Below are 24,511 nucleotides of genomic sequence, written 5' to 3' on the forward strand. Positions count from 1 at the left end.
CCTTACCTATCCACTTATTCTTCCATTGCTTCAATTTCACTGATTACTTCATCAACATCCGGATTTTCCGACCGTCGTTCCTCAATAAGGGGCTCCACCTTTTCCCGGAATGGTTCTTGATCAGGATAAGAGAATTCCACGCCCATTTCTTCTTTCGCCTGCTGCATGCTTTCTTCAATCATCGCATCCCAGCGCTCATTATGGGTCTCTGTCGTTTCCTTCCCGGCTTCCTGGATGGCCGTCTGTTCTTCCTCACTCAACTCCTGCCATGTGTTATCGCTCATCATAAGAAAGTCCGGTATGCGTGTGTGCTCATCAAAGGAGAACTGTTTTGCCACTTCACCGTGATTGGCGTCCGTCAGGGCAATCGGACTGCTTTCCGCCCCGTCAATGACGCCCTGCTGCAGGGAGGTGTAAACTTCCGTTGCTGCAAGCGGTGTCGGTGAAGCACCGAGCATTTCCATCGTCTCAATCGACGTGACGTTCGTCATTGTCCGGATCTTCAGCCCCTGGAGGTTCTCTGGGCTTTCAATTTTTGTATCACTTGTATAAAAGCTCCGTGCTCCTGCATCATAATATGTGATGCCGCGGAGCTGGGCTTCTGATAAATCGTTGTACATATCATCAATTGTATCCGTTTCCATAAATGAGCGGAATTGTTCGTTGGATGAAAATATATATGGCAGACTGAACACAGAGAACTGTTGATCAAAGCTTTCGACGACCCCGCCGTTCACCTTGGCGAAATCAATCACCCCGTTCTGCACCAGCTCCATTACCTTCGTTTCCCCACCAAGTACGCCCTCTGCGTAAATATCCACCTTTACGCTTCCATCAGTCTTTTCTTCCACTTTATCTGCAAAGTCTTCAAGGCTTTGATATACAGGACTTGCATCGTTGTGAATGTGTGCAAGTGTTAATGTCTGTGTTTCTTCTGCATTCGCCTCTGCTGAATCCGTCGAATTACTTCCACTCCCGCCGCAGCCGGCGAGTGTCAGCAGTGCCGAGGAAGTTAATGCTATCGTTCCAGCCCGTGCCCATTTCCACTCTTTCATATAAGAAACCCCTTTCTATTTTGTCAGCAAGGAAACATCTGATCTCTACTGCTTTGTTATTATTTTAAGCGCTTTCAAAACTTACGTCTTATTAAATTAAGAATTTCACTCTCAATTTCAGAAGAAAACAGAAGAATTCTATAAAAAAACAACTCCGGGAGAGTTGTTTTTCCTTGTTTATGTTGTATTCAATCGAAAGGTCGTAGAACTTTGGAATTGTTTTTCCGCCTCCAGATACGCAGTCGGCTTTCCTAAATGAGCAAAATCCACCGGCAGCTGCTGGGTCTCAATGCAGATTCCGCGGTGCTTTTCTTTAGGACCCGCTTCAAAATCCTGTTCAGGCGCGTTATTTGATGTATATACCACAGCCCCCGGTGCGCTTGTGATAATATCAAGTCTCCGTCCTGAGGCCTCATCCCATACACTGGCCTGCGGTTCTTTTCCTTCTTCGAGAATGAAGAAATGGTCAATGCCGCCAGCTACATCACGCACCTGCTCATGGGAGCTGTCGATATGTTCGCCAAGCGGCTTACCTCCGTTTAGTTCGAAGGGCGTTCCTGCCGTTGGCAGCAGTTCCCCTGTAGGAATCAGCTCCCTGTCAAGCTCGAGTACATCCGAGGCGTGAACCTCAGCATACTGTTCTGTAACCGGAAGCTTATTATTTCCACTCAGATTTATGTACATATGCTGGGTCGGGCTGAACCAGGTATCGGCATCTGACTCTCCCTTGTATTCCACGGTAAAATCGCCTCCGGCCTCTACAATGTACGTGACAGATGCCTTCACGTTCCCGGGATAGCCATCGGTACCGTCTGTTCTGCTAATCGAAAAACGCACCCATGCCTGCTGTTCATTTTCGCCGGTGTTTGCTTCCCAGTAAATATTGTCAAAACCGCCGTCTCCTCCGTGCAGATGATGCCTACCTTCATTTATAGTCAGGGCTTGCTTTTTATCCGCTGCTGTCATGCGCCCTTCCTCGATACGGCCGGCAACCGGACCGACAACCGCGCCAAGAAAAATACTATCCTGCTCGTATTGCTCCGGTCCTGCATAGCTGAGCAGAACATTTTCTTCGATGCCGTTACGGTCCTTCGCCCATATCCGTTGGATTCTTGCCCCAAAGTTTAACAGTTCGACCCGCGGGCTGTTTCCTTTTTGAATGATCCATTTTCGCATTTTTTGGTGTTTTAGCTCTTCTTCCTGAAGCATGCTTTTGTCCCCCTTGTATAATGCATGTTCAATACGGATAGCGGGCGTCGTCAATGCTCATCATTTTCTTTCCCCGTGCCCAGGAAGCTGTCGTTTCCCCCGGAAGCTTCCGCTCGGCGTAGCAGGCTTCAAGCACCTCTGCGAGTCCCGGAACATACGTTAAACCGAGGGAGGGATCCACCTGTTTTTCCTCCTCCGCAAACGTATAACTTTCCGGAAATGCCTGATGCACGCTTTCGATGGTCAGGATATGAGAGTAAGACGCTTCCAGACCGCAGCGGATATCCTGGGAATGCCCGAGCACCGCATCGATACATACATTAAGTTTATGCATATGTTCACTCTCAGGATCATTATAGCTTTTTTCTGCCCCGCTGTGCCACAATGCTTTCATCGGGCTGCCCCATTCATAGGAAACTACCGCCTCCTCAAATGCCATATAAAAAGAGGGGTTCACTTCTTTTTCAACCGCATGTGAAGCAAAAAACGTCAGATCCACATCTTCATCGGTTACCGCCCGGAGTGCACAAGTATCAAATGTCTCAATCGGGTTGGCACGGTACACCTCCATCTCGAGCGTGTTTATTTTTGCGCTTTCGTTCTTCTTCTCTCCAAGCACGTAAAATAAATTGTGCATAAAGTGGGCTGTCGCGTTATTCGCCACGCTGTCAAAAATCGGGGCATCGCCTGCGCCAAGCTTTTTCCCGGCCCAGCTGGAGCGGCCGTAATAGGCATCGTTCCGTGGCCAGAGCACCAGGGCGCTTCCGTGAAGCGGCCGGCCGAATTTACCCGTCTGAATATCCTCCTTGAACTCGAGCACGGCGTCACTAAACGACCAATTAAAGCCGACTGCTAAAAATTTTCCGGTTTCGTCGCGCACCCGGCGCATTTCTTCCGCTTCCTCCCACGATGCCGACGCCGGTTTTTCGCAGAGCACGTGACTTCCCGCCCTCATTGCTGTCACCGCCTGGCCGGCATGAAGATGGATAGGTGTCGCAATTACTGCCAGTTCAGCTTCCTTTTCGGCGTAAAAAGCCTCAAGTGATTCATATACCGGGATGCCTGCTGCCTGAATATCCGGATAAAAAGAGCTGTTTTCCGGAAAAATATCGACCACCCCCTCGAGCCAGGAAAGGCGGTTTTGTTCTTTTAAAGTCTGCAAATATAATTCTCCGTATCCTGCTGTGCCTGCCAGGACGATCCGGCATGACTGTTCCATGTTGGCCAACCTCCTGCTACCTTTTAATCTTCACTGCCTGCTTTTGTGCCTGCAGGCTCAGCTCCGCCGCTTTAAACGCATGCTTCTGCGGCATGGCTGTTGCTGTGCCGTGCACTACGTCCTTTGCCAGCCGGAAAAAGTAAGGAAATCCTACCTTACCTTCTACATCAAATTTTCTTTCGCCGCCCTGGTTAACCAGGTACAGCCGCTCGCCGCGCGAGCTGTCTGTAAGGTCCACGTATTTTCTGAGCTCTATATACCCTTCTGTGCCCAGTATAATTGTCCGTCCGTCCCCCCAGTTGCTGAGGCCGTCCGGGGTAAACCAGTCAACGCGAAAATAGTGTACCGCTCCGTTATCTCCCCGGAAATGGGCGTCGCCGTAATCCTCAAATTCCGGGTGCTCCGGGTGCGCCATATTTGCTGCTGTACTGCTGAGCACCTCTGCGTCCCGGGCACCGCTGAACCAGAGAAACTGTTCAATTTGGTGGCTGCCAATGTCGCATACAATGCCCCCGGTTGGCTCTTTCTGAAAAAACCATTCCGGGCGCGAATTTATATTCAACCGGTGCGGACCAGTTCCAAGCACCTGAATGACTTCTCCAATCGCCCCCTGCTCAATCAGCTGCTCGGCAAAGCCGGCGCACTCCACCTGCAGCCGTTCACTGTAAAAAACGGCCCAGTTCAATCCTGTGGCTTTCGTTTTTTCCTCCGCCTGCTGCAGCTGTTCGAGAGTCGTAAAAGGGGCCTTAGCGGAAAAGTAATGTTTGCCATGATCCATCACCCTGAGGCCAAGCGGACCTCTTTCCGCAGGAATGGCGGCGCTTGCCACCAGATTTACTCCCCCGTCCTGCAGAATCTGCGAAAGTGATGCTGCCGCTTCTGCTTCCGGAAAGCTCTGCTGAAATATACGCACCTTTTCCGGATCGTTGTCCCAGACCCATTTGATTGCCGCACCAGCGCTTTTCATTCCATGGCACATGGCATAAATATGGCCGTGCTCAAGACCAGCAGCGGCCATCGTCAACGCTCCTTCTTCCACGGCTGTCTCTTTGTGGTGCACTGGCTCAAAATTCGTGTGTTCGGACGGCTTCGACATTAAAACATCTCTCCTTCTGCGCTGTAACATACGACAATAGCGGCAAGCCTTACGGCCCCGCTATTATCGGTTTACACATAGGTATGATAGGCTTCTTTCATCTGCTTTAGGGTTTGCTCCCCGAGCTGGTCCCAGATGGCCTGATTAATAATTTCCACCTCTATCGGGCCATTGTAGCCCTGTTTTTCGACCGCCTGGCGGATGCGCGGAATATCAATGACGCCTTCTCCCATCATACTCCGGCCCTTAAAAATATCCGGCAGCGGCACGCTCCAGTCCGATACGTGAAAGCCTAAAATGGTTTCTTTGGCACGTTCAATTTCCTCGTATAAGAACGGGTCCCACCAGACGTGAAACACGTCCACGACGACACCGAGCTGGCTGCTGCCCACCTGCTGCTGAAGCTGATTGGCTTCTCCGAGAGTGGTAATTACCGAACGATCCGCCGCATACATCGGATGGAGCGGTTCAATTCCAAGCTTCACCCCGTGCTGCTCTGCAAATGGAAGGACTGCTTCAATCCCTTCACGCACCCATTCCCTGCTCTGGATAAGATCTTTATCCGGAGAGGGCCCGCATACGAGTACCAATACGTCAGTACCGAGTTCGGCAGCCTCCTCCACCGCCCGTTTATTGTCATCGATGCGCCGGCTGCGTTCTTCCTTCTCAGCGGCTGGAAACATTCCGCCCCGGCAAACACTTGAGACCTGAAGGCCATTGGCGTCGATTATTTTTTTGCTTTCCTTTAAGCCTATTTCCTGTATTTTGTGCCGCCATACAGAAATCCAGGGGACCTGCTGTTCAGCGCATCCCCCAGCGGCCTCCTTCAGCGACCAGTTTTCCGTAGTGATCTGATTCAGGCTTAGACGGTTCATTTCAGGAGCGGCCATTATTTATAAGCCTCCTTTGTCTGAAGCCCTGCAAGCTCAAGTACCGGCTTCATGCGTGCTGCAGCAAGCTCCGGATCCCGGAACACCCTGGCTTCGTCGGCCAGGCGGAATAATTCGCTAAAATGAAACACGGAGCGGGCACTTTCAGCACCGGCGATCATGCGGAAGTGCGGCTGATGGCCATTCAAATAAGCCAGGAATACCACACCGGTTTTATACGCAAATGTCGGATGCTGAAAAATATGACGGGCAAGCGGAACAGTCGGATCCATAATCTCGTGATATTTCTTCATATTACCTGCATCGATTTCCTTCAGTGCAGACGCTGCTGCAGGGGCGATCGCGTCAAAAATGCCAAGCAGCGCATGGCTGTAGCCCTGCTCGTCTCCTTCAATCAGACTCGGATAATTAAAGTCATCACCGGTATACATTCTAACGCTTTCCGGCAGTCTCCGGCGCATCTCGATTTCTTTTTGATCATCCAGAAGTGAAATTTTGATGCCTTCAATTTTGTCTGCATGCGTATGAAGCACGCGCAAACACACTTCCATTGCTTCATCGACGTTGTCTGACCCCCAGTAGCCGGCAAGGTTCGGATCAAACATATCTCCGAGCCAGTGCAGAATTACTGGCTCCTTTATCTGCCCCAGAATTTTACCGTAGACGTATTCATAATCTTCCGCAGACGAGGCCGCTCTGGCAAGAGCCCGGCTTGCCATCATAATAATTTTGCTTCCGGCCTGCTCCACGAAGGAGCACTGCTCTTCGTACGCTTTCACCACGTCGTCAATGGTAACGTCCGGACCAGGCTCCAGGTGATCGGTGCCGGCTCCGCTGGCTATGTTACCGTTAACGCTTTTTGCTTCACGGACCGAGCGGGTGATCAGTTCTTTGGCGTCTTCCCAGACCAGACCCATACCCCTTTGGGCGGTATCCATCGCTTCTGCCACCGACAGGCCGAGAGACCAAAGGTAATGGCGGTATTCCATCGTTTTATCCCAGTCAATTGCAGGATGGCGGACCGGATCACTGCTTCCAAACGGATCCGCTGTTACGTGAACGGCGGAGTAGGCCACTCTGGATGTAAATTCGTTTTTCGAAGGAGCCGGCAGCGCTTCTGTCTGCGTCAATTCATACCGATACGTACTGCCGTCTGCCTTCGGTAGATAAATATAGTTTGTCATCAGCTGCGCCTCCTTATATATTCAGTTCCGGTACATCCAACCAGCGCCGTTCTTTGGATGACTGCAGGCCAAGATCGGCCAGCTGCATGCCCTTTGCTCCTTCGAGCAGATCCCAGGGAAAAGCCTCGTCCTGATGAACGTGCTTTAAAAACATTTCCCACTGGATTTTGAACGCATTTTCAAACAGCTGGTTGTCCGGTACTTCTTCCCATTGATTTTGAAAATCGATCGTGTTTTCGATATCAGGATTCCATACAGGCTTTGGTGTATTCACCCGGTGCTGCGTCTTACAGTTTCTTAGTCCCGCTACAGCACTGCCTTCAGTTCCATCCACCTGAATCGTCAGCAGGTCATCACGGTCGACCCGCACGGCCCATGATGAGTTAATTTGCGCTGTAATGCCGCCTTCAAGCTCCATCGTCGCGTAGGCTGCGTCATCTGCCGTTGCTTTATACGTATTGCCCTCCTCGTCCACACGCTCGGGAATATGCGTTTTCACCGAAGCAGACACCGATTGGACCGAGCCGAATAATTCATCAAGCACGTAGCGCCAGTGCGGGAACATATCCACCACGATACCGCCGTCTTCTTCTTTTTTATAGTTCCAGGACGGGCGTTGGGACTCCTGCCAGCCGCCTTCAAATACCCAGTAGCCGAACTCCATGCGGACCGAGAGTATTTCTCCGAAAAACCCGGCATCGATCAGCCTTTTCAGCTTCAATACTCCCGGAAGAAAGAGCTTGTCCTGCACAACCCCGTTTTTAACTCCTGCATCTTTAGCCAGACGCGCTAATTCAAGCGCTCCTTCCATCGAAGTGGCTGTCGGCTTTTCACAGTAAATGTGTTTACCGGCTTCAATTGCCCGTTTAATGCCTTCAGCACGTCTGGATGTCGTCTGGGAGTCAAAATAAATCACGTTATGTTTGTCTGCGAGTGCTTCATCCAGGCTGGTTGTCCAGCGTGTAATATCATGCTCTTCCGCAAGCGCTTTCAATTTTTCTTCGTTTCTGCCCACTAAAATAGGATCCGGCATGATGTATTCACCCTTATCAATCTCGACGCCTCCCTGCGCTCGGATAGCTGCAATCGAGCGGATAAGGTGCTGCCTCGTCCCCATTCTTCCTGTTACCCCGTTCATAATAATGCCAATAGTATGTTCGGCCATCTTGATCCTGCTCCTCTCTAAACTGATTACTTCTCAGTCTAGAGAGAAATGTATGCGCTGTCTTATTAGTTACAGTCGTTTATTCTCAGATTCGGAAATGATTTAGTGTCAGCCTTGAGTCCCTTCCCTGTTTCTCTGGGTCGTCCGGTACATGTTCGGCGGGACTCCGACATGTTTTTTGAATAAACGGTAGAACGTGGACAACGATTCAAACCCTACTTCAAAGCAGATGGATACAATATCTTTATCACTTTCCACCAGCAGCTTCTTGACGAGTCCGAGACGGACCTCGGTCAAATACTGCATCGGGGTCCGTTCGTAGTATTCTTTAAAAATTGTCTGCATATACCGCTTACTCATCCCCATCCGGCCGGCGATATCCTCTGCGCTTTCAATATCGTAATAACGCGTATCAATGTACTGCCGGAGGCGTTCGACCCGCAGTTTATTTGTATCTCCCGGCCCTGCCTCCTGATTGGAGCGGGCGAGTGTGCAAAGGAGTTCAGCAATATGGATTTTAAGCGCCATCTGCCAAAGCTGATCACCATGTGACTGCTCGTAAAGCATTTTCCGCATAATCTGCCGGAGCTCACTGCTGTCAATAGCGCTGAAGGACTGCACGCGGGCCCTGCCAAAAACGTTTGGAATCAGCTGCGTACGTACGTCCTGGCTGAGCTTCCCGGCGTCAAATTCAAGCACCAGGACCGTCATATGTGAATCCGCACGGATGGAATGCTTCGTTTTTGGAGGTACAATAAGAAAGGAGTCTGCTGTAATATCATACACATGTTCATCCAGTTCCCCGGCCCCGTCTCCGTCAAGAACATACAACAGCTGATGGGTTTCATGCGCGTGCGCAGCTACCATGTCCTTTTCTTTATGCTTGCTTTCATACAACGAAATAACTGCCGACTGTTCCTTGTTCTGCATGATGGCCCTCCATCTTTGTGAAGATTTGATATTATTTGATTTGTGTGGATTCACTTTTGTTCATCATACCATATGTACTTTTCTGTTTTAAAAAGAATCCGGATGCCAAAAGGCACCCGGAAACCTTGATTACAGCACGTACTTACTCAGTGCACGCTGGACGTCAAAAATATTGTCATCATTGCGGAAGGTTTTGGCTACAGGCTCTGCCGTGCTGCCCACCCATATTTTTAATTCACTGTCCAAATCAAACGTACCGGCAGTTTCTACACTGTAGTGGGTAATGCTCCGGTACGGAACTGTGTGGTATTCCACCTTTTTCCCGGTGACTCCCTGCTTGTCGATCATAATCAGACGTTTGTTTGTAAATACCATTAAATCCCGGTACAGTTTAAAAGCACTTTCGACCTGTTCGCCTGCCGTTAACCATTCCCGAAGTTCTTCCTCTACCTTTTTTGAATCCGCTTCAGAGGCGTTTCCCATCAGTGCATCAAACAATCCCATAGTTCGATCGTCTCCTTTTCCAGTAGGCATAAGATGAATAGATGCTGCGCCTTTAGTGTATCATTTTTTACGGGCAAGCTCCCGTGCCTGCCTCACCCTTCTGCTAAATGAATCACCGCTGTAAACGAGGACACTTCCACGGTACAGACGAACGCTGAACCAGGCCGCCGCTGCCACCAGAGCAAGAGTGAGTCCGATGCTCAGGCCCATCTGCCACCACGGAACGTCTAAAGCATTCGTTCTCACAAACATTGTAAACGGAGTGAAAAAAGGAATAAAGGAGCTTGCAGTCACGAAAATATTCCCCGGCGCAGCGAGTCCAAAGTTCGACAGAACAAATGCCCCTACGAGCAGAAATGTGAGCGGCTGACTGAAGTTCTGGACTTCTTCCGTTTTGGCTGCCATCGATCCGACCATGGCGTACAGCGTGCCGTAAAGGACGATGCCAAGAAGCAGGAACACAACGGCATATATCCACGTGGAAACAGCGGCTCCGCCAGCCGAGCTGATAAGCGAAGTGATGTCGTCCAGGCCGGCCACGTTCACATAAATCACTGCCGTCACCGCCACGAGGGCCATTTGGAAAAGCCAGATGGCTGATACTCCGAATGCCCGGCCGAACAAATGCTGAACCGGCGACGCACTCGAGATAAGAATTTCCATCACGCGCTGCTCTTTATCCTTGGCAATCTGCATCGCGATCATGATTCCGCACATCAGCGAATAAATATAAATGATAAAAACCACCGCGTAGGAGAGAAGATTAAACCCTTCTTCGGAGGAGGATTCCCCGCTCCCCTCTGTGCTTTCTGCAATCTGCACAGGTGCGGTAATATTTTGGACCTCTTCGCCTGTAATACCGAGTTCTTCTGCGTATTGAGAGACATGCGCCTGCTGGATGCCGGCGGAAAGGGCACGAGCTGTGTCTCCTGTGTCTTCATCGGTATATAAATTTCCATTATATCCGCTTCCGCTGTTTTCAAAGAGCAGGTAGCCGTCTGTTTCCCCGTTTTCCCATGCGTTTTCTGCCTGCGTTTGCTGCTCATACGGCACAAGCTCTATACCGGCCGCCTCCCCGGGCAGCTGAAGAGAGTCACTGTCGTTAACGACAGCCAGGCTGCTGATCTCTGTGTCCCCACCTTCGAAAAAGTCGATAATTCTGGGCAGGCTCAGGGCAATAAGCACGACGACAAGCATGACTGCTGTCGACACAATAAATGATTTTGCACCTGCCCGTACCCGGAACGTATGAGCAAAGATTCTCCACGTATTACGCATCGCTTTCACCTATTTTCTCTTTGAAAATCTCTTCGAGCGACGGAGGCTCCATCCGGAAGATGCGTACGTCTCCATATGTAAACAGCTGCTGCAGAATATCCTGGGATCTTGCTTTTGTGTCCGTGTAGATGTGCATTTTTTCTCCGTAGACACGCACCTCACGGACCCCTTCCCACATCCTGACATCTTCCGGCGGGCAGGGTGCTTCAGCGACAATCCGGTTTTGGTCCATGCGCTCCTTGATTTCCCCGAGGCGTCCGCTCAAAATATCCCTGCCGTTTTTAAGCATAACGAGCTTGTCGCATATCTCTTCCACGTGCTCCATGCGATGACTCGAAAAAATAATAGTTACTCCGTCCCGGCGCAGGTTCTGAATGGCTTCCTTTAAGATATCCGTATTCACCGGGTCGAGCCCGCTGAACGGTTCATCAAGGATAAGAAAATCGGGGCGGTGGACGAGTGCAGCGATCAGTTGAATTTTTTGCTGGTTGCCCTTAGAGAGCGTGTTTAATTTCTGCTTCTTTTCCTTTTCAAGCTCGAACACTTCGAGCCAGTAGGCCATCGAAGTCTTTGCTTCTTTCTTGTTCATGTTTTTCAGACCAGCCAGAAACTGCAGCTGCTGCTCAACCTGTTCTTCCGCAAACAGCCCCCGTTCTTCCGGCAGGTAGCCGACCTGCTCAAGCGGCAGATGATGGACTTTTTTGCCCTGCCATTCCACCGTTCCATCTGTCCGCTCCATCAGACCAAGCAGCATACGGAACGTAGTCGTTTTACCAGCTCCGTTCTGGCCGATCAAACCGAGACTTTCTCCAGGCTGAATAGAAAAAGAAAGCTCATCAACAGCCTGCTTTTCTAAAAATCGCTTCGATAAATGATTTACTTCAAGCATACACGACCTCCTCCAGAGAATGAAAACTTCTATTCCATGATAAACAATATAACATCCATTTTATACCACAAATTCCCAAATAATCTTTTTCGAAGACAGACCCTGGCATTAAAATGTTCGACAAAAAAAGCCTGTTCCCTTTGTCATTGTTTATTGAAATTAAAGGTAAACGCTTATCTTTCAGATGGAATTGGTTTATGATGGAAACAACTGCTTTTTATGCAAATGATTGATTTTTTACATAAGGATGATAGCTATGACCATTACAAAGCGTGATCACGCGCTGTTTTTAACTGCGGTTTTTTGTTTCTGGTTCGCGACCTATGTGTACGTGCCGGTATTTAGCCTGTATTTGGAAAACAGCAATTTCACCTACACCGCGATCGGTATTATTCTCGGCGCCTACGGAGCAACGCAGGTGCTGTTGCGCTATCCTCTCGGCATTCTTTCTGATGCTTTAAAGGGACTGTTGAAAAAACTGCTGATTGTTGGGTTTGTCAGCGGATTCATCAGCGGCGTGCTGCTCGTCTTATCTGACTCTTTTGCGGCGGTTTTTACCGCCCGGCTGCTTGCCGGGGTGACCGCCTCAATGTGGGTAATGGCGACAATTATGTATTCCCGTTACTTTTCTCCTGACCAGTCCTCAAGAGCAATGGGCGTCCTGCAGCTTTTAACGGTTTTCACCCAGTTTATCAGCATGATGTTCAGCGGCTATCTCGCTGATTTATTCGGGTTTACAGCGCTGTTTTGGATTGCTGCAGTCTTTTCTCTTATCGGCATCGGATTTACGCTGTTCACAAAAGAACTTCCGGTACAAAGCAAAGCCGGGCCATTGAAAATTCGTTCTTTAATCAGCCGTACTCTTCGGCTCCATGACCTGCGCTGGATTACGTGCGCGAGCTTTATCGGTCACTCTATTATTTTCATGACGATTTTCGGCTTCACCCCGCTGTATGCGTCTTCGATAGGCGCTACCGAGCGGACGCTGGTTATTATTTTTATTGCCTTTTTTGTTCCGCACCTTTTAGCTTCTTTGTTTCTATCGTTTTACACCGTACCGGTCCGTATGCATAAGCCGCTCCTTTACGGCTCCTTTCTCACAGGGGCAGCAGCGCTTGTGTGGATGCCGTCGACCACGTCTTTATGGGAGCTGAGCATGAACCAGGCAGTGCTTGGACTCGCCCTTGGAATTGTGCTGCCCCTGCTTTTGGGAATGGTCGTCCAGGTGAGCCCCGGGCCGCTGAAAGCAAGCGCAATGGGATTTTACCAGTCGTTTTACGCTGCCGGAATTCTTCTCGGCCCGGTCGTCGCCGGATCTGTCGCCGAACAGCTGTCCCTTTCCAGTGTCTTTTATTTTGGGGCACTGCTTGCACTCGCTGGGCTTTTCATTACCCGGCTGATCCGTTTTCAAGTTCAAACAGAAGGGGAAAATTCCCCGGGATGAATAATAAGCCGTTTCCTGCCCGGGAAACGGCTTTTTTCACCCTAAGAAATATCCGGCAGCTGCCGCCAAAATCCCCAGCGCATAGCTTCCAACTCCGTACAATAAAGCATTTCTTCCTTCTCCCGCTTCTATTTTTTGGATGATTTCCATATTAAAGGTGGAAAACGTCGTAAAGGCACCTAAAAAACCGATGCCGATGCCCGCTGTTTCTGTAATCCCGGCTTCACGGGCCATGATCAGGCCGAGAACAAACGACCCCGATACATTCACAAGCATCGTGCCAAATGGCAGTACCCGGTGCCATCCGTTTTCTTTGGACCACGACACCAGCGCCGCGCGGGCAGCAGCACCGATGGCTCCTCCAAGAGCGACAAGCAGCCATGTCATCAGCTTCTCCTCCTTCCTGCGCGGTAACCAATACCTGCAGTTACAAGTCCGCCTGCAGCACTGACCAAAACGTAAATCCCTGCTGCAAGCAACGCCTCGTTTTCGATTAACTGAATGGTTTCCACACTGAATGTTGAAAAGGTGGTAAAAGCACCAATAACTCCCGTGCCTACTACAGCCTCCCACATAGACGGCCATGCTTTTCGCTGTATAATTTTTGAGGTAAACCATCCAAGTAAAAAGCAGCCGGTAATGTTTGCAGCCATTGTTCCCCACGGAAATACACCCGGAGCCGCTGCAAACAACCGGTCTACAAGGTAACGCAGCAGACTGCCCACTGCCCCGCCAACTGCCATCCATACGTACAGTCTCATCTCTTGTCCTCCTTATTTAACGCAAAAAATCCTGTCTGCACACGTATCCCGTGGACAGACAGGAGTCATCAGCTCATTTCAGAGCGGTTTCGGCGAACTCCATCGCCATCATTTCTGCACCAGTATACCATAATCCTACACTCAGGATTGATATTTTTATGAACAGGGAAATCAAAAGTCAGGGGGCGTGGTCGCTATGTTTATTGTCTTTCAGTTTATTTTAGTTTTTCCTTTTCTGCTGCTGCTATTCGTTGCTCTGATGATCGGATTGAAAGAAGACGTCCGTACATTAACCTTTACCAGGCAGCAGGTAGAAGAAGACACCTCCGGCATCATGTTCGTTTTCCATGCGTTCGAAAAACGGGTGCACGAATGGACAAGCTCCCTATCCCCTCTCTGGCAGAACGTTGTCCGCCGCCTCGTTTTTCTCGTCCTCGCTCTTCTATGTACAGGATGCATCTATCTCATTTTATTTTAATACAGAAAGGATACTTATCATGAAACGATGGCTTCTTGCAGCAATTCTTCTTCCTGCCGGCATTCTGCATTTCACTTCACCGGAAAAATTTGAGCGTATTCTGCCGCCAAAAGCCCCCTGGAGAAGGGCCGCAGTATACGTATCAGGAGCAGCAGAGCTGGCTTTAGGCACAGCTTTCACAGTGCGGAAATGGAGTAAATACGCAGGCAGACCGGCAGCCATCTTTTTTATACTTATTTTCCCAGCTAACGTGTATATGGCTGTCAACAAGATTCCTTTACGTCCAAACGGCAGGGCTTATCCACTTCTATACTGGCTGCGTCTTCCTTTGCAGCTGCCATTAATCCAATGGGCACTTGCATGCAGCAGAAATGAACCCTGATATACAGAAGAAGCCGCCGTCTTCCTGTGGAAGAACGACGGCTTTCTTTTACAGTTTCTGGGATTTCGCTGAACGACCCTTCGGAGCAATAGCTTCCGGAAGCACCGGCTTGTTCTGTCTTCGCCGCATACGCCGGTAATACTTAAAGATGACGTAGCCAATCATCGCACCGATCGTATTCAAAATGATCGAATCAATATCAGCCACCCTCGTCGGGTAACCGATAATTAAGTTAATGCCAAACTCCATCAGCTGTATGGAGAAGGATAAAAGCGTACCAATGGCAAAAGCCCAGATAAAGTGAATATCATCACTGATCAGTATGCCAAAAAAGATGGGCAGCAGCAGGTACAGCAAAATCTGCCCTCCTATCACACCTAACCACGTACCTTCCTGAAACGACTCTACAATCGTATAGAATGGTAGAAACTGATAATATTCCCCCAGCTGAAGGCCGGGCCCGAGCGACCCTTCATAAGGTGCCGGAATCAATGTAAAACGAACAATTGTTGCCAGGTAGATCATAAATACTGCAGCCAGTATTTTTCGCCCAATCGGATCATGGGTGCGCCGCAGCCAGAAAAACAAAAACGTTATTACAATCAAGATTAAACCAATGGTAATCCACAGAAACGGATCAATAAACAGTCCGGTCATTCTTCCACCCCCTCATATAACATACAAAGAAATCCTTTTCTCCCCATACCCGTAATTCGTCAGATATATGAGACAACAGCTAAATTTTTTCTTTGCACATCCATGACAATTCGGTGAACCGACTATTCTTCAAACAGCGGCTTCGTCTGCTCTACCACATATTCACTGCCGCCACGGTCTTCGACATTTTGAATCATCGAAGTAATCAATAAGTCCTCCTCTTCATTATCGTACGCCACAAACCAGCCATTTTCCGTTCCTTCTTCTTCCCCGGCCTGCTTCAGCTCCGCCGTTCCGGTTTTGCCTGAAATCGAAATATTTTCATTTACAGGCTCATACGCAGAGCCGCGGTCATCCTCCACTACGCCTTCAAGTCCTTCCTGAATCGTCGAAATGCCGCTTTCAGGTACAACGTTCTCTTTCCAGACTTCCCGGTCAGAAGAAGCAAGCAGCTGCGGAGCAAGCATGTCTCCCTCATTCGTAAAGGCTGTAAATGCCGAAGCCAGATGAACCGGAGACATCTGCATCTGCCCCTGGCCGTATCCGGTGTCAGCGAGCAGCACTTCAGAATCGAGACCATCTGAAGCAATCGTCGACTCTCCTATTGGAAAATCGTATGGAATCTCCTGATTAAAACCGAATCCTTCCAAACCAGTGGTGAAGTCTTCTTCTCCAGTATTCAACGCGGTGCGCGCAAAATAAATATTATCCGACGTAATTAACGCCTCGCGCAGGTTCACCTCACTCAATGCATCATCCACCCGGGTCACTGAATAGCCTCCCCAGGAGCTGTCAGGCTGCCACTCAAGGCCTTCGATTGTCATTTCCTCATCCGGGGTAATGGCTTCATTACTCAGCCCAATCGAAGCGGTAATAGGCTTCACCGTTGAACCAGGAGCGTACGTGCTGTTGAATTTAGCAGCACGCGGACGGTTCTCGCTGTCATTGAAATCATTCAGCTCATCTTCCGGCCAGCCGTAAATGTAATTGTTTGGGTTGTAGGAAGGAGCACTGACCAGTGCCCGCGTATCCCCGTTCTGCGGATTCAGTGCTACCGTAGCTCCCACGTCCTCCTCTATCTGCTCGTAGGCACGCTCCTGCAGAGAAATATCGATGGTCGTCTGCACATCTTCCCCGTCAACCGCTTCTTCCTCTGCAATTACGTCATCTTCCGAAGTAGAGATCAGCATGCCTGGCTCACCGCGCAGCCGGTCTTCATACACATATTCAAGCCCGGCCTTACCGATTTCGGATGACTGTGTGTACGTGCCTTCCCGTTCTTCAAGCTCTTCCCCTGAAATATTTCCAGTATAGCCTGTTAAATGAGCAGCGGCCTCCTGTTCCGGATAATACCGCTGATTTCCGACTTCAGAAAGCTGGACTCCTGGAAGATCCTCCACTGCTGACGCTGCTTCTTCATCATCAGGAGAGAGGGTCTTTACCGGCACCGAGCTCTCGTCTGAAACCCAGTCCTGATCGAGCGCCCCGGTAATATCCTCTTCCGGCATATCCAGTTCTTCTGCAATAGTGGAAATGGTATCCTCCTGCTCCTCTCCCATACTGCCAGGCACCAGACTTACTCTGGTCGTTTCCACATTCGTTGCAAGCGGATCACCGCCTTCTGCCAGAATTTCTCCGCGTTCCGGCTCCGTCCGTTCTACATTTACCGTCTCTTCCCATCCCAGTTCATCAAATATGTACGAAGGGGACCAGTCCAGCTGCCATTCCTCTCCATCTTCTGTCTCTTCAAGCACCCAGGAGGCCTCACGCTCAAAGGAAACATCGCCCGCGCTCGTTACCATGCTCACAGTAAAAGGAAGCGCTGTTTCTTCTTCGCCTTCAGCGTCTTCCCCCGCCTCGCCGGTTTCAATATTCAGCTCCTCAGCATTTGTATCCTCATAAATCGTTTCGTGCCGGTTAATAAACGTTTCCTCGTCGATCTGTTCGCGTGCGTCTGAGCTTAAATACCCGTACATTTCTTCGAAATTTTGGTTGTTCCAGGCATCCGTAAATTCCTGCATTTTGTCCTCCGCGCTCTCTCGGTTATTGCAGGCGCTAAGCCCTCCAAGGAGTACTATGGCGCCCGCTGCGGCAGCCGTTTTTTTCATGTTTCCCCTCCGTTCTCCATTTCTCCAGCCATATTTTAACATAAGTCAGCTTCGGGCGCCGTATCCGGCTACAGCTTATAGGAACGACTTCCCTTCCGTATACGGGCGGCCCGTGCCCCCTGCTGCCTGGCATACTCTTTTCTCTGTCTTCTCACTCTGGTTACATGAACCTGGTGTGTCAACGCTATGACCGGACGGATAAACATCTGCAGGCTACCGATCACAAACAGCCAGGTGCCGTAAAATGTTGTTGCCTCTGAGAAAAATAAAAAGCTTCCCGCTAAAAAAACGAGAGCAAGCAGCAGGTAATTGATATGATATATCAGCTGATATACTTTTGTAATACGCAGTTCATAGCCGCCAAATACGAGGTCAATATTTTTTCCCAACATTTTCACTCCTTTTTACTCATTGTTCTTCCCTGTCTCCCGACCCTATAACATAAAAATCACCCGCAGCAGCGCAGGTGATTAAATGTAAAGCGAGAGAAACCATATAAAAGCAAGAAAACCTGTCAGTACAAATCCGTTACGAACAATTTTTGCCTGGCGTGCATTTTTATTTTCACTCCGGCTGAACTTTCCTCTTTTATGCACCCAGAAAAGCGTCAAATAAAAGATCAGACAGAAAATAATAACCGCCGGCATAAGTATGGACCGAAAGAAAAACTCTACTTCCATTCCCAGTTCCTCCATGTGTGCCTTTCCTCTTACTATACTGCTAATACAGGGGCGGAAACAACCATGTACAGGCTGCGGGAAACTGGGAAATGAAATACTTTCTTTCATGCATAGCCTTCGGTTTTATATGAAGCGCCACCTGATTTTCGAGCTGCTTCCGGAGAAGTTCATACATCATCTGCGTTCTCGGTACCATGTATGGCTCAATAAGCGGCTGCCCGCTCCCTTCCCACTCTCCTACATACAGATATACATAGTGGCGCAGGGTAAGAGAGAGTCTGTCTTTAATAAAAGATCCCATCCCTTCATACCACAGCGAAGCAGAAAGCAGGCCGACCTTATGGAACACATGGGGATACAGATCGGCAATATAAATTGAAACCAGCCCTCCAAGTGAAGCTCCAATCAACCCGGTATGTGAAGCCTCTGTTCTCACCCGGTATTTTTCGTTAATATACGGACGAATGCCATTGGTTAGGATGTATGCATATTCTGTACCGAGACCCTTAAAATCCGGATGGTGCAGAGAGAGCGCCTTTGAAGGCCATGGTGTGTACTCATGAATACGGCTTTTCGGTTCCACACCAACCATTACGACCGGCTGCATATATCCCGCTTCCATCAGAGCTTCCCACACACTGCCCGACTCCCGGAATAAATATGCCCCGTCCTGAACATAAATAACAGGATAACGCTTCTGTTTGTTCCGGTGGTAATCCGGAGGCAGGTATACATATACATCGCGGTCCATAATCTGATGGTGAATGATTGTTCCTCTCATGACCTGCCTCCTTTCTGCTGCATTCTTCCAATTATCTCTTTTTTACCAGTGGCTTTTGTCTCATTAGCAACAGGTTAATTGAAAAAGATTATCATTGTCAAATGAAGCGCAAAAGGTTTACTACGCAGGCAAAAAGGGTACTTTAGCTTATCTTGTATTTTTAGCCAGTGAAGGAGGATTTGCTTAAAATGGGACATTATGTAGCTGTAGAAGAAGATGTCCATGTTTATGTGGAGGATATCGGTGAAGGAACGCCGGTCGTTTTTATCCACGGCTGGCCGGTCAACCACAAAATGTACGAATACCAGATCAATGAGCTGCCAAAGCACGGATACCGGTTTATCGGCATCGATCTCCGCGGCTACGGCCAATCCGACAAGCCGTGGAGCGGATATGATTACAATCAAATGGCAGACGACGTCAAAGGAGTCGTTGACGCCATGGGGCTCGACAGCTTTGTCCTGGCCGGTTTTTCCATGGGAGGCCCGATTGCTCTTCGCTACATGGCCCGGCATAAGCAGCAGGGAGTTTCTAAATTACTTCTGCTTGCGCCGGCGGCTCCAAGCTTCACGCAGCGGGAAAACTTTCCGTATGGCATGGAGAAAAAAGACGTGGATGGCATCATTGATAACCTGAACACCGACCGTCCGAAAATGCTCGAGGATTTCGGAGGCATGTTCTTTGGCAGTGACGATGTTTCTGATGTATTTAAAACCTGGTTCCACGGCCTGGGGATGGAAGCCGGCAGCTATTCGACGATCCATTCAGCAGAAGCGCTGCGGGATGAAGATTCCTTTGAGGATCTTTCTTCCATCACGGTCCCTGCCGAAAGCTTTCACGGAAAAAACGACCAGATCTGCCCGTATGAATTTTCCGGCGAGCTTCAGAAAGGAATCAAGGACTTGAAGGTTGTTCCTTTCGAAAACAGCGGCCACGGCCTGTTTGTAGATGAAAAAGAAAAGTTCAACCAGGAGCTGCTCCGTTTTCTCAAAGAGTAGTATAACGATCAAAGGACACGCAGGCAGCGTGTCCTTTTTTCTATAATAAGTGACGCTCGAGGTATGACCGCAGCATTTCCGGCGGCTTTCCAGTGAGTCTCTCCACATCCGAAGTAACCTCTCCCATTAACCCCATCGAGGCCGCTTCATACAGAGAAGCGTTCACACTCCCAAAGCCGGAGCCGTCATCATATGTTCGTGCAAATTCCTGCACCCCCATCGGTTCATAACGAATACGTTCTCCTGTAATGTTGGAAAGCAGCTCACACAATTCATCCATCGTATACGCCTGTATCCCAGTCAGCGTATAAACACCTTCGTGTCTTTCAGGCGCTGCAGCTGCAGCAGCTATAGTCTTAGCGAGATCCCTTCTCGAAATAAAGGAAATAGCTCCTCTTCCTGCAGGATAAGGCAGCCTTTTGGTCCGAACCAGTTCCTCCGTGTAAGAAATCAGCGGGTCGGCATACACCCCGTTGCGAATAATCGTTCCAGCCATTCGGCTCATGGCAATACGCCGCACAGCATAGCCGAAAAATGGACTCATATGAAAGGGATTGTTCCAATGGTCTGCCATGAATCCAATAAACATAAACTGCTTTACCCCAGCCTGTTCCGCCGCTTCGACAGAAGTTTGAAATTCTTTGATCCGCTGCTCGGATGGGTGTGTAATACTCGGAATGTAAAGCACAACGTCTGCACCCTGAAAGGCGCTCACCTGCTCATCAAATGAATAGTAATCCATTTTTGCCGTGCTCACGTTCTGCTCTCTGAACACCGCCGCTTTTTCAGGATTGCGTACTCCCAGGACCACCTGTTCCTTTGGAATAAGCTCAAGCAGCTCTTCCGTTACTTTTTCCCCGAGCTGTCCCGTGGCTCCCGTAATAACGTATTTCATAGCTTCACCCTCTCAGCCGATTTTTTCTCCGGTCTTCGTTTCGTGATCTGTTTGCAGAAGAGTCACCCCTTCGTCCGTATAGACGCCCAAAATTAAGCATTCTGAAGTGAATGAAGCAATTTTCATTGGCGGAAGATTCACAATACCAATCACTTTTTTTCCTTCCAGGTCATTGATTTCATATAGTTCTGTAATCTGAGCACTGGACTGCTTTACTCCCACTTCTTCTCCAAAGTCCACCCACGCCTTATACGCCGGCTTTTTCGCCTCTGGAAATTCCTTTACTTGTACAATCTTTCCTACTCTGATATCCAGGTCGTGAAAATTTTCAATAGAAGCCATCGAAATACCCTTCCTTTCTCTACTTTGATTATGTATCATCGTATCATAAGCGGTTATATTATTTGTAATATCCTGGTACATTTTCGGCTGGGAAACTCATTCGAGGTGAATTGACGTGCGGCGTTTTCTAACATTTTTGCTCGGAATTATTTTAGGTGCCGCCATGAATATACCTATTATCAGCATTGCCCGTTTTTCTGCTGAGTTATTTATCGGGCAGGGGTACTGGCTGATCGGCATCGGGGCATCGATTGTCCTGTGGCTTGTGTTTAACCTTCCATTCATTCAATGGTTCGCTGCTTTTGCTGTGCGCTGGAGGTGGATGAACCGTATCGGCATTGGCCTGCTGATGATCGGTGTAGTCACTGTGTTCCAGTTGAACAGCGGTGAACTGTTCTGGTATTACATAGAAATTGGAGTCATTATGGCCGCTTCCCTCTGTCTTTTGGTGCAGATTATTTTCACTCCAAAGAAAAGACCCCCACATGTGAAGTCGTAAGCTTCCGGCAGAGAGCCGGGAGTTTTTTAATACTCGTACAAACAACCAAAAAATTTTCCGGCAGAGCTCCCGGGATTTCCCTGGCATGGACGGCTCCCAATATATTTTTCCCTCCTAGAAAAAATTGGATGATTGAATCCACACACAACGGGTATCATATATTCCGATGCCACTTATCATTTTAAAGTAACTAACGTTATGGCAGAAACAGCTTATAGAAAAAAGGAGCGATACACGTCATGACAGAACTTCAGGGTAAAACGTTTATTATTACAGGAGCAAGCAGCGGTATTGGCAGAGCAACTGCTAAAAAACTCGTCGAAAACGGCGCTAACGTAGCACTTGCCGCCCGCCGCCTCGAACGCTTAAACGAAATTAAAGAAGAGCTTTCCGATCAGCCTGGCGAAATCATTGTCAAAGAGACCGACGTTACTTCCCGTGAACAGATGGAAGAACTCGGACGCGAAGCAGTAAATCACTTCGGCAAAGTATACGGCCTCTTTAACAACGCCGGCTTAATGCCGCTTTCTTTATTAAAAAACCAAAAAGTGGATGAATGGGACCAGATGGTGGATGTAAACATTAAAGGTGTCCTTTACGGCATCAATGCTATCCTTCCACACATGATTGAAAATAACGATGGCCATATTATTTCCACATCCTCTGTGGCTGCCCACCAAATCTTCCCAGGCAGCTCCGTATACAGTGGTACGAAGTTTGCTGTGAAGGCTATCATGATGGGCTTAGAACAGGAAGTTGCCCAAACTAACATTCGTACTACAGCCATCTCTCCAGGCGTGGTTAATACAGAGCTGACTGAAACCATTACGGATAAAGAAGTAATGGAACAGTTCGATTCAGTACTGAACGTGCAGCAGCTGAACTCTGAAGATATTGCAGAAGCAGTATATTATGCACTTACCCAGCCGGCTCACGTGGACGTCAATGAAATTGTCGTTCGTCCGGTGGATCAGCCTTAAAATCATGAACGTATTTAAGCCTTTGCTCCGTATTCGGAAGCAGAGGCTTATTTTTTGCGCAGTCTCGCGGCTCCCACGCTCACCCCGGGGCTGACCATCACATGATCGGGACGCCCGTCTGACTGCCTGAACCCGCCAGAAGTGAGGAGCCCGTTTTCCTCTTCTTCATACTCCCCACGGTACAGCTCCCACGGCTCGTGTACTACGTCCCCGTACCATATCTGTCCGTCCTTAGCCGTATAAAAACGGTATCTTTCAGCAAGCCAATTTTCGAGCGAGCCAGCTTCAGCCGGCAGTTGTTCTCCTGTCGCCCGGTACCTGGCACGAAAGCGCACGTTTCCCGATCTCCGGTGGTGATTCCAATATGTCCAGCTTTGATGATGGCGGATCGAAAAACGTGCCTGGTAGTAAGGTATAGCAAAATTCCGTCGTGCAATCCAAACACCGAGCGGAGAAGCTGCATCTAAGTTATAAAAGTAAATGCCTGGCACCCCGCCTACACTTACATACGTACGCAGGTTCAATTCCGGGAAGTTCAGGCCAGTCCGTCCAGGTAGAAAAAACGGACGGATATCATACATTGAAAACGAAACCACACCTACATACGCCTTCCCCCGAAACGTATCTACATCCATACGATCCGGCAGAGTGCGGGCCACTTCCGCGGGGTCTTTTTCCCAATGTGCAAACAAGGCGTTTCTCCATTTCATCCGTATCAGCTGCGGCTCTTTCATCTCTGCACCTCTTTTCCACTTCGTTTGATTCCACCCAATATACTACGGTTTGGCCCTGCTTTAAACTTAAACGGCTACAGCTGTACTATTTTTTTCCTGCTTCTTATTTTCCTCTGCAACAGGGTTTATGATACATTGAAGGAAGCTTATTCTTCGTAAAGGAGCTTATATATGGAAGACGCCAGAATGAAAATGTTCAGCAGCATGCTTTTAGCCATTTCTGCATTACTCGTTATCACCACTGATATTCTTCTGATTGTGACAGCCATCGTAGTGGGCGGCGGTATTTCGTTATACGTTTATGCCGGCCTTGTTATTACCGCTCTGTGGGGCGTTGGCCTGGCGGCTCATTTTAAAGCCCAGAGCCGGATAAGCTTTCTCATCTTTTTTATTTTAACGGTGCTTCTGCTGATTAATCTGTTCAGCGGCATTTTAACCGGACCCGCAGTAGAATTTTCATAATAAAAAAAGGCCGTTCGCGCGGCCTTTTTTTATTTCCCGGGAAATATGCCTACAGCTAACCTTCCTCCTGCTCCGGCTTTAAATTCATAATAATACCATAAGCAAAGGCAATGGCGACAAGTGCAATATAGATAATTAATTTATAAGGAAATGGTAAAAGATCCACTGCAGATATCACAAGCCACACCACCATCAGTAAGGCAATAATTAATGCGTACGCTGGCAGAAAGCTCTTTTGGAGAATCCGGACCACGATAGCAGTAGCCATGATTGCAGCTGGCACAAACCACCATTTAAATGCTGTTGGAAAAACTAGATCCCCCTCAGGCACATTTGTTATGAGATCGCGCCCGAAAATGACCAGAACAAGCGTTGCTGCTTGAGGAAGATACTTTAGGATCTTCTTTAGCCGATTTGAACGAAACGCCTGAAGGGATCTGCCGTAAATCATTAAATAACTGACTATTAAAGCTCCCGGACCCAGAATGACAAAATACCAAAACGAAAACACAAGCATGCCCCGCAACAAATCCCAAGACCATAAAACTAAAAAAAGAATCCATGCCACCAGTATTAAAAATGATATATGTTCGCCTGCAGCAGGTGACACCTGCTTTTTAACTTCTTCGCTGTAGGATTTTGGCTCCTTCGGCACTACATCATACATAGAACCCCCAGCTTTTTCCTCTGCCTCGACTGCTTCTTTGTCTAGCTGGATGTAACGTTCTGTATCCTCCGTTTTTCTTCCATATAAATAAAGGAAATCCCTGACTTCCCGGAAATACTCTTCAGCTTGTTTGGATAAAGACATAAGATCCCCACTTTCCATATCCTTATTTTTCCATCAACCTGTATTCACTGTCAATACACATAAAAAAGCCTGCTCCGCCG

The 24,511-nt window shown here is 48.7% G+C and carries 29 protein-coding genes and 1 riboswitch; of the genes, 7 read left to right on the plus strand and 22 right to left on the minus strand.

The genetic code is table 11. The annotated features are described in order from the left end of the window. Positions 1–14: 14 nt before the first annotated feature. The 11 genes from ACTTK7_RS07605 to ACTTK7_RS07655 all read right to left on the minus strand — a co-directional run bounded on the left by ACTTK7_RS07605 (position 15) and on the right by ACTTK7_RS07655 (position 11,419). Positions 15–1,055 carry a TRAP transporter substrate-binding protein gene (locus ACTTK7_RS07605; protein ID WP_462867134.1) on the minus strand — a complete coding sequence of 347 codons (1,041 nt, stop codon included), beginning with the start codon at positions 1,053–1,055 and terminating at the stop codon, positions 15–17. Positions 1,056–1,232: 177 nt separating this feature from the next. Then, positions 1,233–2,264 carry an aldose epimerase family protein gene (locus ACTTK7_RS07610; RefSeq protein ID WP_462867135.1) on the minus strand — a complete coding sequence of 344 codons (1,032 nt, stop codon included), beginning with the start codon at positions 2,262–2,264 and terminating at the stop codon, positions 1,233–1,235. Between the two features lie 28 nt (positions 2,265–2,292). Then, complete coding sequence (locus tag ACTTK7_RS07615; RefSeq protein WP_462867137.1) at positions 2,293–3,483, minus strand: Gfo/Idh/MocA family protein; 1,191 nt, start codon at positions 3,481–3,483, stop codon at positions 2,293–2,295. 16 nt (positions 3,484–3,499) lie between these two features. Next, the gene (locus tag ACTTK7_RS07620) at positions 3,500–4,579 is read right to left on the minus strand and encodes a Gfo/Idh/MocA family protein (protein ID WP_462867138.1); all 1,080 of its coding nucleotides are present in this window, start codon (positions 4,577–4,579) and stop codon (positions 3,500–3,502) included. A gap of 71 nt (positions 4,580–4,650) precedes the next feature. Next, positions 4,651–5,469 carry a sugar phosphate isomerase/epimerase family protein gene (locus ACTTK7_RS07625; RefSeq protein ID WP_462867140.1) on the minus strand — a complete coding sequence of 273 codons (819 nt, stop codon included), beginning with the start codon at positions 5,467–5,469 and terminating at the stop codon, positions 4,651–4,653. Continuing rightward, a complete protein-coding gene (locus ACTTK7_RS07630; protein ID WP_462867141.1) occupies positions 5,469–6,653 on the minus strand; it encodes a dihydrodipicolinate synthase family protein in 1,185 nt (394 codons plus the stop codon). The genes ACTTK7_RS07625 and ACTTK7_RS07630 overlap by 1 nt, the downstream gene beginning before the upstream one ends. 13 nt (positions 6,654–6,666) lie before the next feature. Further along, on the minus strand, positions 6,667–7,818 hold the full coding sequence (locus tag ACTTK7_RS07635) for a Gfo/Idh/MocA family protein (RefSeq protein WP_462867143.1): 1,152 nt from the start codon (positions 7,816–7,818) through the stop codon (positions 6,667–6,669). Positions 7,819–7,926: 108 nt separating this feature from the next. After that, positions 7,927–8,748 carry a helix-turn-helix domain-containing protein gene (locus ACTTK7_RS07640; protein WP_462867145.1) on the minus strand — a complete coding sequence of 274 codons (822 nt, stop codon included), beginning with the start codon at positions 8,746–8,748 and terminating at the stop codon, positions 7,927–7,929. 129 nt (positions 8,749–8,877) lie between these two features. Then, entirely contained in the window at positions 8,878–9,252 is a 375-nt protein-coding gene (locus ACTTK7_RS07645) for a PH domain-containing protein (RefSeq protein ID WP_462867147.1), read from the minus strand. Between the two features lie 60 nt (positions 9,253–9,312). Beyond that, positions 9,313–10,530 carry an ABC transporter permease gene (locus ACTTK7_RS07650; RefSeq protein WP_462867227.1) on the minus strand — a complete coding sequence of 406 codons (1,218 nt, stop codon included), beginning with the start codon at positions 10,528–10,530 and terminating at the stop codon, positions 9,313–9,315. After that, positions 10,523–11,419 (minus strand): ABC transporter ATP-binding protein, encoded by an 897-nt coding sequence (locus ACTTK7_RS07655; protein WP_462867148.1) that lies wholly within the window; start codon positions 11,417–11,419, stop codon positions 10,523–10,525. The genes ACTTK7_RS07650 and ACTTK7_RS07655 overlap by 8 nt, the downstream gene beginning before the upstream one ends. A 256-nt stretch (positions 11,420–11,675) precedes the next feature. On the opposite strand from ACTTK7_RS07655, the gene ACTTK7_RS07660 reads away from it, so the two are divergent. Then, the gene (locus ACTTK7_RS07660) at positions 11,676–12,863 is read left to right on the plus strand and encodes an MFS transporter (RefSeq protein WP_462867150.1); all 1,188 of its coding nucleotides are present in this window, start codon (positions 11,676–11,678) and stop codon (positions 12,861–12,863) included. 36 nt (positions 12,864–12,899) lie between these two features. Here the strand turns inward: ACTTK7_RS07660 and ACTTK7_RS07665 are convergent, their stop codons facing one another. Together ACTTK7_RS07665 and crcB are read right to left on the minus strand one after the other, a co-directional pair. Beyond that, complete coding sequence (locus ACTTK7_RS07665; RefSeq protein ID WP_462867152.1) at positions 12,900–13,250, minus strand: fluoride efflux transporter FluC; 351 nt, start codon at positions 13,248–13,250, stop codon at positions 12,900–12,902. Beyond that, a complete protein-coding gene (crcB, locus tag ACTTK7_RS07670) occupies positions 13,250–13,624 on the minus strand; it encodes a fluoride efflux transporter CrcB (RefSeq protein ID WP_462867154.1) in 375 nt (124 codons plus the stop codon). The genes ACTTK7_RS07665 and crcB overlap by 1 nt, the downstream gene beginning before the upstream one ends. 52 nt (positions 13,625–13,676) lie before the next feature. Next, positions 13,677–13,740: riboswitch (Fluoride riboswitch) on the minus strand. Positions 13,741–13,820: 80 nt separating this feature from the next. Here crcB and ACTTK7_RS07675 point away from each other — a divergent pair. Together ACTTK7_RS07675 and ACTTK7_RS07680 are read left to right on the plus strand one after the other, a co-directional pair. Further along, positions 13,821–14,102, plus strand: coding sequence for a hypothetical protein (locus tag ACTTK7_RS07675; protein ID WP_462867156.1), 282 nt, complete (start codon positions 13,821–13,823; stop codon positions 14,100–14,102). A gap of 19 nt (positions 14,103–14,121) precedes the next feature. Next, a complete protein-coding gene (locus tag ACTTK7_RS07680) occupies positions 14,122–14,484 on the plus strand; it encodes a DoxX family protein (RefSeq protein ID WP_462867158.1) in 363 nt (120 codons plus the stop codon). Between the two features lie 48 nt (positions 14,485–14,532). Here ACTTK7_RS07680 and ACTTK7_RS07685 read toward each other — a convergent pair whose 3' ends face one another. The 5 genes from ACTTK7_RS07685 to ACTTK7_RS07705 form a co-directional block, all read right to left on the minus strand. Further along, a complete protein-coding gene (locus tag ACTTK7_RS07685; RefSeq protein ID WP_462867160.1) occupies positions 14,533–15,141 on the minus strand; it encodes a VanZ family protein in 609 nt (202 codons plus the stop codon). Between the two features lie 122 nt (positions 15,142–15,263). Continuing rightward, positions 15,264–17,249 (minus strand): penicillin-binding transpeptidase domain-containing protein, encoded by a 1,986-nt coding sequence (locus tag ACTTK7_RS07690; protein ID WP_462867162.1) that lies wholly within the window; start codon positions 17,247–17,249, stop codon positions 15,264–15,266. 68 nt (positions 17,250–17,317) lie between these two features. Continuing rightward, positions 17,318–17,638, minus strand: a complete 321-nt coding sequence (locus ACTTK7_RS07695; protein WP_462867164.1) for a YrhK family protein — start codon at positions 17,636–17,638, stop codon at positions 17,318–17,320. A gap of 81 nt (positions 17,639–17,719) precedes the next feature. Then, the gene (locus ACTTK7_RS07700; protein ID WP_462867166.1) at positions 17,720–17,929 is read right to left on the minus strand and encodes a hypothetical protein; all 210 of its coding nucleotides are present in this window, start codon (positions 17,927–17,929) and stop codon (positions 17,720–17,722) included. Between the two features lie 40 nt (positions 17,930–17,969). Continuing rightward, positions 17,970–18,710, minus strand: coding sequence for an alpha/beta hydrolase (locus ACTTK7_RS07705; protein ID WP_462867168.1), 741 nt, complete (start codon positions 18,708–18,710; stop codon positions 17,970–17,972). Positions 18,711–18,898: 188 nt separating this feature from the next. Between ACTTK7_RS07705 and ACTTK7_RS07710 the strand changes: the two genes are divergently transcribed. Continuing rightward, positions 18,899–19,708, plus strand: a complete 810-nt coding sequence (locus tag ACTTK7_RS07710) for an alpha/beta fold hydrolase (protein WP_462867170.1) — start codon at positions 18,899–18,901, stop codon at positions 19,706–19,708. Between the two features lie 40 nt (positions 19,709–19,748). On the opposite strand, the gene ACTTK7_RS07715 is transcribed toward ACTTK7_RS07710, so the two are convergent. Both ACTTK7_RS07715 and ACTTK7_RS07720 read right to left on the minus strand, forming a co-directional pair. Then, positions 19,749–20,603: an SDR family oxidoreductase gene (locus ACTTK7_RS07715; RefSeq protein WP_462867172.1), complete on the minus strand. Its 855-nt coding sequence runs from the start codon at positions 20,601–20,603 to the stop codon at positions 19,749–19,751. 12 nt (positions 20,604–20,615) lie between these two features. Next, positions 20,616–20,945 (minus strand): tRNA-binding protein, encoded by a 330-nt coding sequence (locus ACTTK7_RS07720; protein WP_462867174.1) that lies wholly within the window; start codon positions 20,943–20,945, stop codon positions 20,616–20,618. 115 nt (positions 20,946–21,060) lie between these two features. Here ACTTK7_RS07720 and ACTTK7_RS07725 point away from each other — a divergent pair, with 115 nt between their 5' ends. Beyond that, positions 21,061–21,444 (plus strand): hypothetical protein, encoded by a 384-nt coding sequence (locus ACTTK7_RS07725; RefSeq protein ID WP_462867176.1) that lies wholly within the window; start codon positions 21,061–21,063, stop codon positions 21,442–21,444. 239 nt (positions 21,445–21,683) lie between these two features. Further along, on the plus strand, positions 21,684–22,424 hold the full coding sequence (locus ACTTK7_RS07730) for an SDR family oxidoreductase (RefSeq protein WP_022793291.1): 741 nt from the start codon (positions 21,684–21,686) through the stop codon (positions 22,422–22,424). A gap of 47 nt (positions 22,425–22,471) precedes the next feature. On the opposite strand, the gene ACTTK7_RS07735 is transcribed toward ACTTK7_RS07730, so the two are convergent. After that, positions 22,472–23,158, minus strand: a complete 687-nt coding sequence (locus ACTTK7_RS07735) for a YqjF family protein (RefSeq protein WP_462867178.1) — start codon at positions 23,156–23,158, stop codon at positions 22,472–22,474. 171 nt (positions 23,159–23,329) lie between these two features. On the opposite strand from ACTTK7_RS07735, the gene ACTTK7_RS07740 reads away from it, so the two are divergent. Beyond that, the gene (locus ACTTK7_RS07740) at positions 23,330–23,620 is read left to right on the plus strand and encodes a hypothetical protein (protein WP_022793289.1); all 291 of its coding nucleotides are present in this window, start codon (positions 23,330–23,332) and stop codon (positions 23,618–23,620) included. Positions 23,621–23,675: 55 nt separating this feature from the next. Here the strand turns inward: ACTTK7_RS07740 and ACTTK7_RS07745 are convergent, their stop codons facing one another. Beyond that, positions 23,676–24,287, minus strand: coding sequence for a hypothetical protein (locus ACTTK7_RS07745; protein ID WP_462867180.1), 612 nt, complete (start codon positions 24,285–24,287; stop codon positions 23,676–23,678). Positions 24,288–24,511 lie beyond the last annotated feature (224 nt).

It is taken from the genome of Marinococcus tarijensis (genome assembly GCF_054971385.1).